Origin of the sequence: Klebsiella pneumoniae subsp. pneumoniae HS11286 (assembly GCF_000240185.1) — a bacterium.
GTDB lineage: Bacteria > Pseudomonadota > Gammaproteobacteria > Enterobacterales > Enterobacteriaceae > Klebsiella > Klebsiella pneumoniae.
The window spans coordinates 1,725,658-1,739,283 of the sequence record NC_016845.1 but is presented as its reverse complement, the minus strand read 5'-3'; the positions used below and the strand labels follow the sequence as shown (position 1 = coordinate 1,739,283).

14 protein-coding genes are annotated in these 13,626 nt (G+C 55.7%); 8 read left to right on the top strand and 6 right to left on the bottom strand.

Features of this window, described 5'->3' with window-relative positions:
* Window positions 1-4: 4 nt before the first annotated feature.
* From KPHS_16820 to KPHS_16790, 4 genes are all read right to left on the bottom strand, one after another.
* On the bottom strand, window positions 5-721 hold the full coding sequence (locus tag KPHS_16820) for a putative transcriptional regulator (protein ID YP_005225982.1): 717 nt from the start codon (window positions 719-721) through the stop codon (window positions 5-7).
* A gap of 68 nt (window positions 722-789) precedes the next feature.
* Window positions 790-2,166: a putative family 1 glycoside hydrolase gene (locus KPHS_16810; RefSeq protein YP_005225981.1), complete on the bottom strand. Its 1,377-nt coding sequence runs from the start codon at window positions 2,164-2,166 to the stop codon at window positions 790-792.
* A gap of 169 nt (window positions 2,167-2,335) precedes the next feature.
* Window positions 2,336-3,448, bottom strand: a complete 1,113-nt coding sequence (locus tag KPHS_16800) for a putative transport protein (RefSeq protein YP_005225980.1) — start codon at window positions 3,446-3,448, stop codon at window positions 2,336-2,338.
* Window positions 3,445-3,918 carry a transcriptional regulator MntR gene (locus KPHS_16790; RefSeq protein ID YP_005225979.1) on the bottom strand — a complete coding sequence of 158 codons (474 nt, stop codon included), beginning with the start codon at window positions 3,916-3,918 and terminating at the stop codon, window positions 3,445-3,447. The genes KPHS_16800 and KPHS_16790 overlap by 4 nt, the downstream gene beginning before the upstream one ends.
* A 185-nt stretch (window positions 3,919-4,103) precedes the next feature.
* On the opposite strand from KPHS_16790, the gene KPHS_16780 reads away from it, so the two are divergent.
* A complete protein-coding gene (locus KPHS_16780) occupies window positions 4,104-4,229 on the top strand; it encodes a manganase accumulation protein MntS (protein YP_005225978.1) in 126 nt (41 codons plus the stop codon).
* A gap of 267 nt (window positions 4,230-4,496) precedes the next feature.
* A complete protein-coding gene (locus KPHS_16770; RefSeq protein ID YP_005225977.1) occupies window positions 4,497-6,077 on the top strand; it encodes a phosphoethanolamine transferase in 1,581 nt (526 codons plus the stop codon).
* A 90-nt stretch (window positions 6,078-6,167) separates the two neighbouring features.
* On the opposite strand, the gene KPHS_16760 is transcribed toward KPHS_16770, so the two are convergent.
* Window positions 6,168-6,680, bottom strand: a complete 513-nt coding sequence (locus tag KPHS_16760) for an outer membrane protein X (RefSeq protein ID YP_005225976.1) — start codon at window positions 6,678-6,680, stop codon at window positions 6,168-6,170.
* 207 nt (window positions 6,681-6,887) lie between these two features.
* Window positions 6,888-7,013 carry a hypothetical protein gene (locus KPHS_16750; RefSeq protein ID YP_005225975.1) on the bottom strand — a complete coding sequence of 42 codons (126 nt, stop codon included), beginning with the start codon at window positions 7,011-7,013 and terminating at the stop codon, window positions 6,888-6,890.
* Window positions 7,014-7,031: 18 nt separating this feature from the next.
* Between KPHS_16750 and KPHS_16740 the strand changes: the two genes are divergently transcribed.
* From KPHS_16740 to KPHS_16690, 6 genes are all read left to right on the top strand, one after another.
* Window positions 7,032-7,919, top strand: coding sequence for a threonine and homoserine efflux system (locus KPHS_16740; protein ID YP_005225974.1), 888 nt, complete (start codon window positions 7,032-7,034; stop codon window positions 7,917-7,919).
* Between the two features lie 237 nt (window positions 7,920-8,156).
* Complete coding sequence (locus tag KPHS_16730; RefSeq protein ID YP_005225973.1) at window positions 8,157-8,660, top strand: DNA starvation/stationary phase protection protein Dps; 504 nt, start codon at window positions 8,157-8,159, stop codon at window positions 8,658-8,660.
* A 408-nt stretch (window positions 8,661-9,068) separates the two neighbouring features.
* Window positions 9,069-9,815 (top strand): glutamine ABC transporter periplasmic protein, encoded by a 747-nt coding sequence (locus tag KPHS_16720; RefSeq protein ID YP_005225972.1) that lies wholly within the window; start codon window positions 9,069-9,071, stop codon window positions 9,813-9,815.
* A 125-nt stretch (window positions 9,816-9,940) separates the two neighbouring features.
* Window positions 9,941-10,600, top strand: a complete 660-nt coding sequence (locus tag KPHS_16710; protein YP_005225971.1) for a glutamine ABC transporter permease — start codon at window positions 9,941-9,943, stop codon at window positions 10,598-10,600.
* A complete protein-coding gene (locus KPHS_16700) occupies window positions 10,597-11,319 on the top strand; it encodes a glutamine ABC transporter ATP-binding protein (protein YP_005225970.1) in 723 nt (240 codons plus the stop codon). Before KPHS_16710 ends, KPHS_16700 begins: the two co-directional genes overlap by 4 nt.
* Before the next feature lie 111 nt (window positions 11,320-11,430).
* Window positions 11,431-13,626: a mechanosensitive channel protein gene (locus KPHS_16690; RefSeq protein ID YP_005225969.1), complete on the top strand. Its 2,196-nt coding sequence runs from the start codon at window positions 11,431-11,433 to the stop codon at window positions 13,624-13,626.

The following is a 13,626-nucleotide window of genomic DNA, read 5'->3' as shown; positions in this document are numbered from 1 at the left end:
CGGCCTAGCCGTTATTCACCAGAATAATCCCGCCGTGATCGTAGCGATAATGGCAGTGGGCGTACTCCAGCGGCGTGCCATCCTCCAGATAGATAACCTGCTCCACCTCCAGCACCGGATCGGTCGGTTCGCAGTGAAGATGCTGTTTATCCAGTTCCCCGGGCTTCATCGCCCGCACCACGCGGTAAGATCCCATCAGCTTCAGCCCCAGCGTCTCCTGCACATAGCGAAACACGGAACCTTCCAGATGGCTTTTGGTTAACCCCGGCACCAGCCCCACCGGCATGACCGTCAGATCCAGCGATACCGGCTCGCCGTTGAGCAGCCGCAGGCGAACAAAGTCATACACCGGGGCATCGGCGTCGATAAGCAGCGAACTTTGCTCCTTGTCGCTGGGAAAGCGCACCGCAAAACGCACCACTTCGCTTTGCACCTCGCCAAGATGCTCCCAGGTTTTGGTGGCGCCGAAATAGTCGCTGCCGGGCAGCTCCCACTGCGACAGCTGAAGGAAATTTTTCCGCACAAAGGTGCCCTGCCCTTTTCGGGTATAGATCAGCCCTTCGACGATTAACTGGCGCATCGCCTGCTGGATGGTCATCCGGCTGGTGCTGAACTCCGCCGCCAGCGCAAACTGGTCGGGTAGCGGCGCGCTAGCCGGATACTGCTGGCTGATGATGCGTTTTTTTATTTCCCGCGCGATTTGCAGATACTTCGCCGTCATTTCCCGGTCCTTATCCATTCAGTGAGTGGCTGGCGGGCTGGATACACCATCTGACCGCCAGGGCAGCGTTACATCGCTTCGCCGTTGCTGCGGAACACCTGCTTCAGCCATGCATAGCTCTTCTTCGGCACCCGCCGCAGGTCCTTGAGGTCATGGTTTTCGCGATTGACGTACACCACGCCGTAGCGCTTACGCATATCGCCCTGTGAGCTCAGGATATCGATTAATCCCCAGCCGAGATAGCCGATCACCTGCGCCCCATCCTCAAAGATGGCCGCTTTCATGGCGTTGATATGGTCGCGATGGTAAGCGATGCGGTAATCGTCGGCAATGGGATGTTCGCCGTCCCAGGACTCAATCACCCCGATGCCGTTTTCAATCGGGAACACCGGCAGGCGCCAGTCGTTATAGTAACGAGTGATGATCGTCCGGAAGCCCAGCGGATCAATCTGCCAGTTCCATTCCGTCGCTTTCAGGAACGGGTTATCCTGGTTGCCAAACAGCATATAGTTGTTGACCGCCGTTCCCGGCGGGATCGCGTCGCTGTTCAATGTGCGGCTGGCGTAATAGCTGAACGCCAGATAATCGACCCTCACCGTCGCCATCAGGGCAAGATCCTCCGGACGATAGATATCATCGAATCCTTCCGCGGCGACAAAATGCATCACCTCCGGGCTATAACCCTCACCCGCGTAGGCGCGCAGCAGGTTCTGGTTTAAGAACTCATCCAGCTGCTGGGCGCAGAGGATATCGCGTGGTTTGCAGGTAGCCGTATAGACCAGAGCGTGAGCCAGCATTCCGCCCATCTGACACTGCGGCTTCGTCTGGTGCAGATAGTGAGTCAGATGGACGTGCGCCATCATGACATGATGCTGGATCAGATACAGTTCGCGCAGGGTCTTCTCCCCCTGCAGATAGCCGGAAATCAGAAACGCTTCCGGCGAATGGTACAGATTCTGCTCATTAAAGGTGAGCCAGTATTTCACCTTGTCGCCATAGCAGGCGATCATCTTCTGGCCGTAGCGGATAAAAGCGTCCATCACCCGGCGGTCGGTAAAACCGTTGTAGCGCTCCGCCAACGACAGCGGCATATCGAAGTGGTACAGGCAGATCATCGGCTCAATGCCGCGGGCGAGCAGTTCATCTATAAATTGATGGTAGAAGGCGATCCCCTGTTCATTGAATTCGCCATCTCCGTCAGGGCACACCCGGCTCCAGGCGATCTGAAAACGGTAGCAGTTCATGCCCAGATCCTGCATCAAATCGAAATCTTCCCGATAACGATGATAAGAGTCGGTCGCCACCTTCCAGTCGGAGGCGAACTCCGCCGGTTGACGGATATCATACACCGACATCCCCTTGCCACCCTCGTTCCACGCCCCCTCCGTCTGCATGCTGGAGACGGAATTTCCCCATAAAAAATCTGCCGGTAGTCTGTTCTTCATGCTGCGCCTCGGTATATGACTAGCCATTTAAACATAATGACTAGTCATATACCGGAAAGTGAAAAGGTAAGCAAAGGCCGGGATCGGTTTCTGTGAGCCGGACAAAAAAAGATCGCCCCGAAAGGCGATCCTGGCGATCGATGTGAATGATGGCGCGATTATGTTGAGATCAGGCGCTGAGTTTGAAGAGCCAGTAGCCGCTGAGTGCCGCCCATAGCAGCATTGGAATGGAGTAGAGATGGAAGCGCCACCAGATGCGCCGATCGCTGGCCATACGCAGGGCGATAATATTGGCCAGCGAGCCCGGCAGCAGGCCAAAGCCGCCCACGTTAACCGCCCATGCGAGCAGTATCGACGGCGGGACATAGTTGAGCAACAGAATAGTCGAGGGCACATTACTGATCACCTGCGACAGGCCAATAGCAGTAAGCCACAGTCCACCGCCGGAGAGGGTCCCCACCCCGCTCAGCACCTGGTGCAGCGCCGGAAGCTGGGTCAGCAGATGGACGTCAATAAACATCACCATAAACACCAGCAACAGCGACCAGTCGACATGGACGATCACCGCCCGGGCCAGCACCAGGAAGCCCAGCAGCACGAGCGCCAGCCCCCACAGGGCCTGATTCATCTCCAGCGCCGTCAGAAACACCACATACAGTCCCAGACAGCTCCAGACGAGCTTGGGTTGCCATGACGGCGCCCTGTCGCTGCTCTGGTAACTGAGCCGCTTCGCCGGAAAACAGAACCAGCACAGCGCCAGCAGGGTCAGCATCATCGCCGCTGCCAGAGGCAGCATCTGACCGATAAACCCGAAGAAAGAGAGGCCGGATCGTCCCCACAGCAAAATATTCTGCGGGTTGCCGATCGGCGTCAGCAGCGAACCGGCGTTCACCGCCAACGCTTCGAAAATAATCAGCCGGTTCACCGGGATGGCGCACCATTTTTTTAGCGTCAGCGTCAACGGCACCACAATAAACAGCGCAACGTCGTTGGTAAGAAAGGTAGACAACAGCGCCGCCGCCAGCACCATAAAGATGGCCAGCTGGCGCTCAGTCACAAAGCGGCGGGCCATTTTTCGGCCCAGCACGTCAAAATAGCCGCTCAGTTCGATCCCCTTAGTCAACAACATCAGGCCGCTAAGCGTGACGATGGTATGCCAGTCAATGGCCGCCGGCCAGCTTGCCGGGACAAACGGCACGATGGCGCTGAGCACGCAGGCGATAATCAGCAGCAAATGGAGAAAACGATCGCGCAGCAGCGACTGGACGAAGGGAAGAGTCATGCTTCCTGAGATCCCTGTGTTTGGGTAAATTTCAGGAACATCGCCAGCGTCTCTTCGCTCACGTGATGCTCCATCCCTTCCGCATCACGTCGGGCAATCTCCGGGCTGACGCCGATCGCCAGCAGGAAGTTCTCCACGATTTGATGGCGCTCGCGGCTCTCCTGGGCTAGCTTCTCACCTTCCGAGGTTAAGAAGATCCCGCGCCAGGGGATCTGTTCAATAAGACCGACGCTGGCCAGGCGTTTGAGCATTTTAGCGACCGTAGGTTGCGAAACGCCAAGACGCGCGGCCATATCCACCTGGCGCGCCTCGCCCACTTCGTTGATCAGATCGGAGATCAGCTCCACATAGTCATCGATCAGCTCGCGGCGATGCGCTTCCCGCACCTGGCGAAACCCTTCCACGTGCTCTTCAACATTCACTAACTGCGTCACTTTTTTTGTTATTGGCTTACCTGCGCGACGGTTCATTGTGCTTCCTCATTCGTGTGACGCGTCAAGCATCGTATAAAAAGATCCACATTGTAATGGATTGCGCCAAGAGCACAAAAAATTAACGTTTTAGCCATAGCTATAAAATATAGCCTGTGCTATATCTGTATATAATGCAAACATCCATCAGGGAATGACGGAGCGAACTGGCAGGAGGAGAGCAGATGAATGAATTCAAGAGGTGCATAAACGTGTTTAGCCATTCACCCTTTAAAGTACGATTAATGCTGATCGGTATGCTGTGCGAGATGATCAACGGTAAACCGCAGCAGGGCAAACCCAATTCCTAAGGCGGCGTCGCGGTACGCCGCTTCATTTTTCTGTCATTTTCCGCCGGTAAAATGACCGGTTCCCCCGTTTCCCTGACCTTTTTTCAAGTTTTGTAAGCGCTCTCGCAAAACAATCTGTTATGCCTGGTTGACCTTACCATTTACAAGCCCTATCTTTGCACAGCCCTGCCACATTCGCGGCTCGCAGAGACCCTCTTCACGCACTGTCCAGCAGGTTTTACCCCTTGACGCCAGGGGATGCGCATGGCCTCTTTTTGATTGTTTACTATGAATGTCACCACCCTGAAAGATACGCTGGTCGCCCGCCGACTGGCACTGAACCCATGGACGGGATTCTACTTTTTACAGTCGCTGTTAATTAACCTGGCGCTGGGCTATGAATTTAGCCTGCTTTATACCGTGGCATTTACCTGTGTGTTACATCTGCTGTGGCGCGCCTTTCCGCGCGTCCAGAAAGCGGTGGTCGGCGCCTATTCCCTGCTGGCGGCTCTGTACTATCCCTTTGGCCAGGCCTACGGTGCCCCCAACTTCAACACTCTGCTGGCGCTGCACGCCACCAACGTGGAAGAGTCTACGGAAATCCTGACCATCTTCCCGTGGTACAACTATCTGCTGGCGGTCTTCATCTTCGCTCTCGGGGTCATTGCGGTTCGCCGTAGGATCGTTGAGCCATCACGCTGGGGAAAAATGGATACGCTGGGCCTGTTGTTCAGCATCGGGATCTTCTTTCTCCAGCCGGTGCAAAACCTTGCCTGGGGCGGTGTATTCAAGGTGATTGACACCGGTTATCCGGCCTTTCGTTTTGTCAAAGACGTGGTGGTGAATAACAACGAGGTGCTGGACGAACAGGCCCGGATGGCGCAGCTGGCTGGCATGAAAGACAGCTGGCACGTGTTGGCGGTAAAGCCAAAATACCATCTCTATGTGGTGGTGATCGGTGAAAGCGCGCGCCGCGATGCCCTCGGCGCTTTCGGTGGCCATTGGGACAACACGCCGTTTGCCAGCTCGGTAAACGGTTATCTGTTTAACAACTACATCGCCGCCAGCGGCTCAACGCAGAAATCGCTCGGCCTGACGCTTAACCGGGTGGTCGATGGCAAACCACAGTATCAGGATAACTTTGTCACCCTCGCCAACCGCGCCGGTTTCCAGACCTGGTGGTTCTCCAACCAGGGGCAAATTGGCGAGTACGACACCGCTATCGCCAGCATCGCCAAACGGGCGGATGAAGTACAGTTCCTGAAAAACGGCGATTTCGAAGCCAATAAAAACACCCAGGACGAGCAGTTGCTGAAGCTGACCGAGCAGGTGCTCTCAACCCAGCGTACCCAGCCGCAGCTGATTGTCCTGCACCTGATGGGCTCTCACCCACAGGCCTGCGATCGGACCAAGGGCAAATACACGGTTTTCGTTCAGTCGAAAGAGACCTCATGCTACCTCTACAGCATGACGCAGACCGATTCGCTGCTGGCTAAGCTTTATCATCAGTTGCAAAATTCCGGTGACACTTTTTCCCTGACCTATTTTTCCGATCATGGTCTGGCGTTCAAGGAGCGGGGCAAAGAGGTGCAGTATCTGGCGCATGACGATAAGTTCCAGCAGAACTTCCAGGTGCCGTTTATGGTGCTATCCAGCGATGACAAAGCGCATAAAGTGATTAAGGCGCAGCGTTCGGCGAATGATTTCCTCAGTTTCTTCTCCCAGTGGACCGGGATCCAGGCGGCGGAAATCACCCCACGCTATCGGTTTATCTCTGAGCAAAAGGCCGGTCCGGTGTACATCACCAACTTCCAGCTGCAGAAGGTGGACTACGCTCACCTCGGTACCGATGAGTTCACAGTCAATTAATCGCGCCGGCCCGGCCAGTCGCCCGGGCCGGCCGTCAGCAGGCAAAAAAAATCCGCCCCGAGAGGCGGATTTTTCATATCACCGGAGTGATTAGAAGCGGTAACCCACGCCAGCAATCCAGGTGCCGACGTCAACGTTACGAATACGAGACTGCTCGTAGGAGAAGTCCAGAGCAACGTTTTCGATCGGGTTGAACTGCAGACCAGCACCGTAGGAGAAACCGTAGTCGCTCATATCGGATTTATGAGGGTAGTTGTTGTTCTGGAATTTACCGTAACCAACACCCACTACGCCGTAGATGCTTGCCCAGTCGTTCAGACGGTAAGCCGGACCAGCGGTGATGCCGTAGTACTGACCTTTGTTGTAAGTACCGTTGCTGTTGTTATCCTTCTCGGTGTAGGTGAAGGAACCGATAACGCCCAGCGGGTTGTTATCTTGCTCGTAACGGTATTTCAGGTTGAAACCGCCAGCTTTGTTCGCTTTACCCTGCATGTCGCTCTGCGCGTAACCGCCGGTTACGGTAGAAGTTGCAGCAAATGCAGTGGTACCTACGGATGCAGCCAGAACAACGGCCAGTGCTGAAAGACGTGCAATTTTATTCATAACCACCTCAAATGTGTTTCTAATAAGTCCTAAGCCTTAAATATATCAAAAACTTTTGGGAAACTCTTTGGAGTTTACATTGTCTAACATACTTTTTCATGTAACCAAAAGTTTCCATATTTCTGTAACAATATGGAAAACAACAATTTTTGGCGTTAACTTACATCTTAACGCTCATTAAGAAATTCGCAAGCATCCAGATTAATCCTAACCGCCTGGTGAATTTCTCAGCAGTTTTCGCCATTGTACTGTTTTTGCCCCTGTTTTTTTCAACATTAGCTCAACCGCCGGCAGGTAATTCCAGTACACTGGAACTTTTACCCCTTTTGACAAAACCTGACAGGAGAAAGGATGCCCGGTCCATCCAGAAAAGCGGCGGCATGGTTGCCGATACTGGTGATTTTAGTCGCCATGACCTCGATTCAAAGCGGCGCATCGCTTGCTAAATCGCTGTTCCCGGTGGTCGGCGCCCCGGGCGTCACCGCCCTGCGTCTGGCGTTGGGAACGCTGATTCTGGTGGTGGTGTTCAAGCCATGGCGGCTACGTTTCTCCCCGGCGCAGCGCGTGCCGCTGCTACTGTACGGCCTGGCGCTCGGGGCGATGAACTATCTCTTTTATTTATCCCTGCAGCGCATTCCGCTCGGCGTGGCGGTGGCCCTGGAGTTTACCGGCCCGCTGGCGGTGGCGCTGTTTGGTTCGCGCCGCCCGCTGGATTTTGTCTGGGTGGCGCTGGCGATCCTCGGACTATGGTATCTTCTGCCGCTGGGGCAGAACGTGGCGCAGGTCGATTTAACCGGCGCGCTGTTCGCCCTCGGCGCCGGGGCGTGCTGGGCGGTCTATATTCTGACCGGACAGCGTGCCGGTGAAGAGCATGGTCCAGCCACGGTAGCGATGGGGTCGCTCATCGCCTCGCTGGTGTTTGTGCCGTTAGGCATGGCGCAGGCCACCGATACGCTGTGGCAGTGGTCGCTGCTGCCGCTGGGTTTGGGGATCGCGATTCTCTCCACCGCGCTGCCCTACTCCCTCGAGATGATGGCCCTGACGCGCTTGCCGACGCGCACCTTCGGCACGCTGATGAGCCTTGAGCCAGCGTTAGCTGCCCTCTCCGGTATGATCTTCCTCGGTGAAACGCTGAAGCTCTCCCAGACCCTGGCGCTCGGCGCGATCATTATCGCCTCGATGGGCGCCACGCTGACTATGCAACGGCAGAGTAAAGTCGAGCAGGTCGATATCAATTAACATTCTGTTACGGCGCCGGCCCGAGAGAAATCCGGGCCGTTCAGCCAAATATAAATACCTGATATTTAAATATTTTTAAAATAACCAACCACTTTGCGCTATCGGAGTGATATAGCCTGCCGATGCCTCACTCTTGAAAACCCTTGCTATACTTATTTCCGAAGTCATTTGGGACAACGCTCCACATCATTCAGATCTGAAGTGTGATGAGCATCAATATCAAGAGGATATGAAACGATGAGTACCGCAAAACTGGTTAAATCAAAAGCGTCTAATCTGGTCTATACCCGCAACGATGTCGCTGACAGCGAAAAGAAAGCGACCATTGAGCTGTTGAATCGCCAGGTGATCCAGTTCATTGACCTGTCACTTATCACCAAGCAGGCACACTGGAATATGCGCGGTGCGAACTTTATCGCCGTGCACGAAATGCTGGATGGCTTCCGTACCGCGCTGACCGAACATCTGGACACCATGGCCGAGCGCGCGGTGCAGCTGGGCGGCGTCGCCCTGGGTACCACTCAGGTCATTAACAGCAAAACCCCGCTGCAGAGCTACCCACTGGACATCCATCACGTTCAGGATCACCTGAAAGCCCTGGCTGACCGCTACGCGGTAGTGGCGAACGATGTGCGTAAGGCGATCGACGAAGCAAAAGACGAAGACACTGCAGATATCTTCACCGCGGCTTCCCGCGATCTGGATAAATTCCTGTGGTTCATTGAAGCCAACATCGAGTAAGGCTTTGCCGCCGGCCCAGCGCGGTCGGCGGCGCCTCAGCGTTTCTCCCTGCCCTATATTCCATCCTTTGCTTTTCATCCCCCACTGGCCTTGCACCGTTTCAGGGCACCAGATTGATGAAAATGCGCGCAAAAGTAAAAAGATTGTAATAATCACCTCACACAATCGTTACGTCGAGATTGTTTTCCCATCAGGGTTTGCGCTAAAAATGGGCTGGTAATTCAGCACCCTTATGACGCACCAAAATGACGCCCCATCATGGTGCAGTCACTGCCTGAAATGATCGTTCTTGTGCAACGACTTACGCTTCGTTTGTTGAAAAACAACAGCTTGTAAAAGTGGCACGATTTTTTCATTAGGCTAGTCGTTCTCGCAGGGGATCGTCCCGTGGATATAAAAGGAAATGCTATGAAGTCTGTATTTAAAGTTTCACTGGCTGCACTGACCCTGGCTTTTGCGGTTTCTTCCCATGCCGCTAATAAGACCCTGGTTGTCGCCACCGATACGGCGTTCGTCCCGTTCGAATTTAAGCAAGGCGATAAGTATGTGGGTTTTGACGTTGACCTGTGGGCGGCTATCGCCAAAGAGCTGAAGCTCGACTACACCCTGAAGCCAATGGACTTCAGCGGCATTATCCCGGCGCTGCAAACCAAAAATATCGATCTGGCGCTGGCGGGGATCACCATTACCGACGAGCGTAAAAAAGCGATCGACTTCTCCGACGGCTACTATAAAAGCGGCCTGCTGGTGATGGTCAACGCTAATAATAACGACATCAAAGATGTCAAAGATCTGAACGGTAAAGTGGTCGCGGTGAAGAGCGGCACCGGCTCCGTTGACTACGCGAAAGCCAATATCAAAACCAAAGATCTGCGTCAGTTCCCGAACATCGATAACGCCTATATGGAGCTGGGAACCGGTCGCGCGGATGCCGTGCTGCACGATACGCCGAATATTCTGTACTTCATCAAAACCGCGGGCAACGGTAAGTTCAAAGCGGTAGGCGAATCACTGGAAGCGCAAAACTACGGTATCGCCTTCCCGAAAGGCAGCGACGAGCTGCGTGAGAAAGTGAACGGTGCGCTGAAAACGCTGCGCGACAATGGTACCTATAACGAAATTTATAAAAAATGGTTCGGCACTGAACCCAAATAATAAAAACGTACTTCGCCGGACCGAGGTCCGGCGACACCACAACGGTCTTCCGGCACAGGCTCGGCGGGAGACGGTATTTTGGCGGAGGCTTTCCTCTGCTCTCGACACGGTAACAGGAACGTATTATGCAGTTTGACTGGAGTGCCATCTGGCCTGCCATTCCGATTTTGCTGGAAGGCGCCAAAATGACGCTGTGGATTTCCGTCCTCGGCCTGGCCGGCGGTCTGATAATTGGTCTGGTGGCCGGTTTCGCCCGCTGCTTCGGCGGCTGGATCGCCAACCACATCGCGCTGGTCTTTATTGAAATCATTCGCGGCACCCCGATTGTGGTGCAGGTTATGTTCATCTACTTTGCGCTGCCGATGGCCTTTAGCGATCTGCGCATCGACCCCTTCTCCGCGGCGGTAGTGACCATCATGATAAACTCGGGCGCCTATATCGCGGAAATCACTCGCGGCGCGGTGCTCTCCATACATAAAGGCTTCCGCGAAGCGGGCCTGGCGCTTGGCCTGTCGCGTCGCGAAACCATTCGCCACGTGATCCTGCCGCTGGCGCTGCGCCGCATGCTGCCGCCGCTGGGCAACCAGTGGATCATCAGCATCAAGGATACCTCGCTGTTCATCGTCATCGGCGTCGCCGAACTGACCCGTCAGGGACAGGAGATCATCGCGGGCAACTTCCGCGCGCTGGAAATCTGGAGCGCCGTAGCCGTGATCTACCTGATTATCACCCTGGTCCTGAGCTTTATTCTGCGTCGTCTTGAAAGAAGGATGAAAATCCTGTGATTGAGTTTAAAAACGTCTCCAAGCACTTTGGTCCGACCCAGGTGCTACACGATATCTCTCTGAAAATTAATCAGGGTGAAGTGGTGGTCATTATCGGCCCTTCCGGTTCCGGTAAATCAACGATGCTGCGCTGCATCAATAAGCTGGAAGAGATCACCAGCGGCGATCTGATTGTCGATGGTCTGAAGGTCAACGACCCGAAGGTGGACGAACGTCTGATTCGTCAGGAAGCCGGGATGGTTTTCCAGCAGTTTTATCTGTTCCCGCACCTCACGGCGCTGGAAAACGTGATGTTTGGCCCGCTGCGGGTACGCGGCGCCAGCAAGCAGGCGGCAGAGAAGCAGGCGAAAGAGCTGCTGGCGAAAGTCGGTCTGGCTGAGCGCGCGCATCACTATCCGTCCGAACTCTCCGGCGGCCAGCAACAGCGTGTGGCCATCGCCCGCGCGCTGGCGGTGAAGCCGAAGATGATGCTGTTTGATGAACCGACCTCCGCGCTCGACCCGGAGCTGCGCCATGAAGTGCTCAAGGTGATGCAGGACCTGGCGGAAGAGGGCATGACGATGGTGATTGTGACCCACGAAATCGGCTTTGCCGAAAAAGTGGCCTCGCGACTAATCTTTATCGACAAAGGACGAATTGCTGAAGACGGCAATCCCCAGGAGCTGGTGAAGAACCCGCCCAGCCCGCGCCTGCGTGAATTCCTGCAACACGTCGCCTGACCCACAACGGCTCTCTCCCCCACGATGAGAGCCGCTTTTCCAGAATCCTCTTCCCTCCCCTTCCGCCAGCGGCTTCTATACTTACCCGTTTACGTTGCAACGGAGGTGCCCATGCCGTGGATCCTGCTTTTGCTCGCTGCACTGTTTACTGCCCCGCTTTCCGCCGCCACCCTCCCCGGCGTGCCGACGCCTAACACTGATAAAAACAGCGCCAGCGAACCCGATGTGGAACAGAAAAGAGCGGCTTATGCCGCACTGGCCGATGTGCTGGCCAACGACTCCGCCCGTCAGGAGCTCATTGACCAGCTGCGTAAAGCAGCCGCCACGCCGCCGCCCGACAGCACCCCGACGCTGACGCCACCGGCGGTGAAAGAAGAGACCACGGTACTGGAGAACGTCACCCAGATAAGCCGGGAATATGGCGAACAGCTCTCATCACGCTTTTCCCAGCTGTGGCGCAATATCACCGGCTCACCGCATAAGCCCTTTAATCCGCAAACCTTTACCAGCGCGGCCTGGCATTTTTTACTGCTGGCCGGGCTGGTGTTTGCCTTCTGGTGGCTGGTACGCCTCGCGGCGCTGCCGCTGTATCGCAAAATGGGCGAATGGGGACGGCATAAAAACCGCGATCGCGGTAACTGGCTCCAGCTGCCCCTGACCATCGCCGGGGCGTTTATCATCGACCTGCTGCTGCTGGCGCTAACCCTGTTTGTCGGTCAGCTGCTAAGCGATCGCCTGAATGGGAATAACCCTACCATCGCCTTCCAGCAGAGCCTTTTCCTCAACGCCTTCGCGCTGATCGAGTTTTTTAAAGCTATTCTGCGGCTCATTTTCTGCCCGCGCATTCCTGCCCTGCGGCCCTTTAACCTCAGCGACGAGGCCGCGTCATACTGGAGCCTGCGCCTGAGCGCGCTCAGCAGCCTGATTGGTTACGGTCTGATCGTCGCGGTGCCGATTATTTCCAATCAGGTGAATGTTCAGGTTGGCGCGCTGGCTAACGTCGTCATCATGTTGTGCATTACGCTGTGGGCGCTGTACCTGATTTTTCATAACAAAGCGGTGATTACTCAAGGGTTGATCCACCTGGCCGACCACTCACTCGCTTTCTTTAGCCTGTTTATCCGCGCCTTCGCGCTGGTCTGGCACTGGCTGGCCTGCGCCTACTTTGTGGTGCTTTTTTTCTTTTCGCTGTTCGACCCGGGCAACAGCCTGAAATTCATGATGGGCGCCACCCTGCAAAGCCTGGCGATTATCGGCGGCGCGGCGCTGGTGTCTGGCATCCTGTCGCGCTGGATAGCCAAAACCATCACCCTGTCGCCCGCCACTCAGCGCAACTACCCTGAACTGCAAAAGCGTCTAAATGGCTGGATCTCCGCCTCGCTGAAGGCGGCGCGCATTCTCACCGTCTGTGTCGCCATTATGCTGCTGTTGAGCGCCTGGGGCCTGTTTGACTTCCGGGAATGGCTGCATAACGATGCCGGGCAAAAAACGGTGGATGTGCTGATCCGCATCGCCCTGATCCTCTTCTTCTCCGCCATTGGCTGGACGGTTCTGGCCAGCCTGATTGAAAACCGGCTGGCATCGGATATTCATGGCCGTCCGCTGCCCAGCGCGCGGGCCCGGACGCTGCTGACGCTGTTTCGCAACGCGCTGGCGGTGGTGATCAGCACCATCACGGTGATGATCCTGCTCTCGGAAATTGGGGTAAACATTGCGCCGCTGCTGGCGGGCGCCGGGGCGTTAGGGCTGGCCATTTCGTTTGGTGCGCAAACCCTGGTCAAAGACATTATCACTGGCATATTTATCCAGTTTGAGAACGGGATGAACACCGGCGACCTGGTCACCATCGGTCCTTTGACCGGCACCGTGGAACGAATGTCGATTCGCTCAGTGGGGGTACGTCAGGATACCGGCGCCTATCACATTATTCCCTGGTCCTCGATCACCACCTTTGCCAACTTCGTGCGCGGCATTGGCTCGGTTGTGGCTAACTATGACGTTGACCGCCATGAGGATCTGGATAAAGCCAGCCAGGCGCTGAAGGCAGCGGTGGACGATCTGCTGGCCCAGGAGGAGATCCGCGGTCTGATCATTGGCGAACCGTCGTTCGCCGGGCTGGTGGGGCTGAGCAATACCGCCTTTACGCTACGCGTCAGCTTCACCACCCTGCCGCTGAAGCAGTGGACGGTGCGTTTTGCCCTCGACACCCAGGTGAAAAAGCACTTCGACCGCGCCGGGGTTCGCGCGCCGGTACAGACCTGGCAGCAGCTGCCGATGCCGGGCGCCGACAGCCCGGCCGCCGAGTAG

Excerpts from the sequence above, each read along its gene's own strand:
- KPHS_16820 (YP_005225982.1), bottom strand. The coding sequence starts at position 721 with ATGACGGCGAAGTATCTGCAAATCGCGCGGGAAATAAAAAAACGCATC.
- KPHS_16810 (YP_005225981.1), bottom strand. The coding sequence starts at position 2,166 with ATGAAGAACAGACTACCGGCAGATTTTTTATGGGGAAATTCCGTCTCC.
- KPHS_16800 (YP_005225980.1), bottom strand. The coding sequence starts at position 3,448 with ATGACTCTTCCCTTCGTCCAGTCGCTGCTGCGCGATCGTTTTCTCCAT.
- KPHS_16790 (YP_005225979.1), bottom strand. The coding sequence starts at position 3,918 with ATGAACCGTCGCGCAGGTAAGCCAATAACAAAAAAAGTGACGCAGTTA.
- KPHS_16780 (YP_005225978.1), top strand. The coding sequence starts at position 4,104 with ATGAATGAATTCAAGAGGTGCATAAACGTGTTTAGCCATTCACCCTTT.
- KPHS_16770 (YP_005225977.1), top strand. The coding sequence starts at position 4,497 with ATGAATGTCACCACCCTGAAAGATACGCTGGTCGCCCGCCGACTGGCA.
- KPHS_16760 (YP_005225976.1), bottom strand. The coding sequence starts at position 6,680 with ATGAATAAAATTGCACGTCTTTCAGCACTGGCCGTTGTTCTGGCTGCA.
- KPHS_16740 (YP_005225974.1), top strand. The coding sequence starts at position 7,032 with ATGCCCGGTCCATCCAGAAAAGCGGCGGCATGGTTGCCGATACTGGTG.
- KPHS_16730 (YP_005225973.1), top strand. The coding sequence starts at position 8,157 with ATGAGTACCGCAAAACTGGTTAAATCAAAAGCGTCTAATCTGGTCTAT.
- KPHS_16720 (YP_005225972.1), top strand. The coding sequence starts at position 9,069 with ATGAAGTCTGTATTTAAAGTTTCACTGGCTGCACTGACCCTGGCTTTT.
- KPHS_16710 (YP_005225971.1), top strand. The coding sequence starts at position 9,941 with ATGCAGTTTGACTGGAGTGCCATCTGGCCTGCCATTCCGATTTTGCTG.
- KPHS_16690 (YP_005225969.1), top strand. The coding sequence starts at position 11,431 with ATGCCGTGGATCCTGCTTTTGCTCGCTGCACTGTTTACTGCCCCGCTT.